The sequence below is a fragment of the Streptomyces sp. PT12 genome (assembly GCF_003311645.1).
Classification (GTDB): domain Bacteria; phylum Actinomycetota; class Actinomycetes; order Streptomycetales; family Streptomycetaceae; genus Streptomyces.
Map to the genome: position 1 here is coordinate 1 of NZ_QEST01000193.1, position 813 is coordinate 813.

The 813-nt window shown below is 70.7% G+C and carries 1 protein-coding gene; it reads right to left on the reverse strand.

All coding sequences use genetic code 11. The features are described 5' to 3' along the window. Positions 1 to 813, reverse strand: an 813-nt coding sequence (locus tag DEH69_RS22780) for an acyltransferase domain-containing protein (protein WP_147255771.1), incomplete at both ends; no start/stop codon positions are given.

The following is an 813-nucleotide window of genomic DNA, read 5'->3' on the forward strand; positions in this document are numbered from 1 at the left end:
GCAGCGGCAGCACCTCCGACTCCGACGCCTGCACCGCCACCATCGCACCACCCTCCGGCAGCGCACCCATCAGACGACCACGGGCCGCCACCAGAACGCACGCGTCGTCCAGAGACAGCACCCCCGCGACATGCGCCGCCCCGATCTCGCCGATCGAGTGACCCGCAAGGAAGTCTGGCGTGATCCCCCACGACTCGACCAGCCGGAACAGCGCCACCTCAACAGCGAACAACGCCACCTGCGCGAACTCGGTGCGACTGAGCAGGTCCGCGTCCCCACCGAACACCACATCGCGCAGCGGGCGGGTCAGTTCGCGGTCCAGGCGCGCGCACACGGCGTCGAACGCGTCCGCGTACACAGGAAACGCCTCATACAACTCCCGGCCCATGCCAAGCCGTTGACTGCCCTGCCCCGAGAAGAGGAACGCCAGGGAGCGATCCTCCGTGGTGGCCATGACCAGTCCGTGGGCCGTGCGGTTCTCGATCAGCGCGTCGAGGCCGGAGTGCAGCGACTCCTGGTCCCCGGCCAGCACAACGGCCCGGTGGTCGAGGGGTGTTCGGCTGGTGGCGGTGGAGTAGCCGAGGTCGAGCGGGCGGGCCTGGGTCATCGCCCGCAGGCGAGCGGCCTGGGCGCGCAGCGCCTCCGGGCTGGCGCCGGAGAGGGTGATCGGGACAAGGGGGAGCGCAACGTGGGGCTGAGCGGAGGGCGTTGACTCGGGGAGCGGGGGCTGGGGGGCTTGTTCGATGATGGTGTGGGCGTTGGTGCCGCTCATCCCGAACGAGGACACACCCGCCCGACGCGGCCCCTCCGACT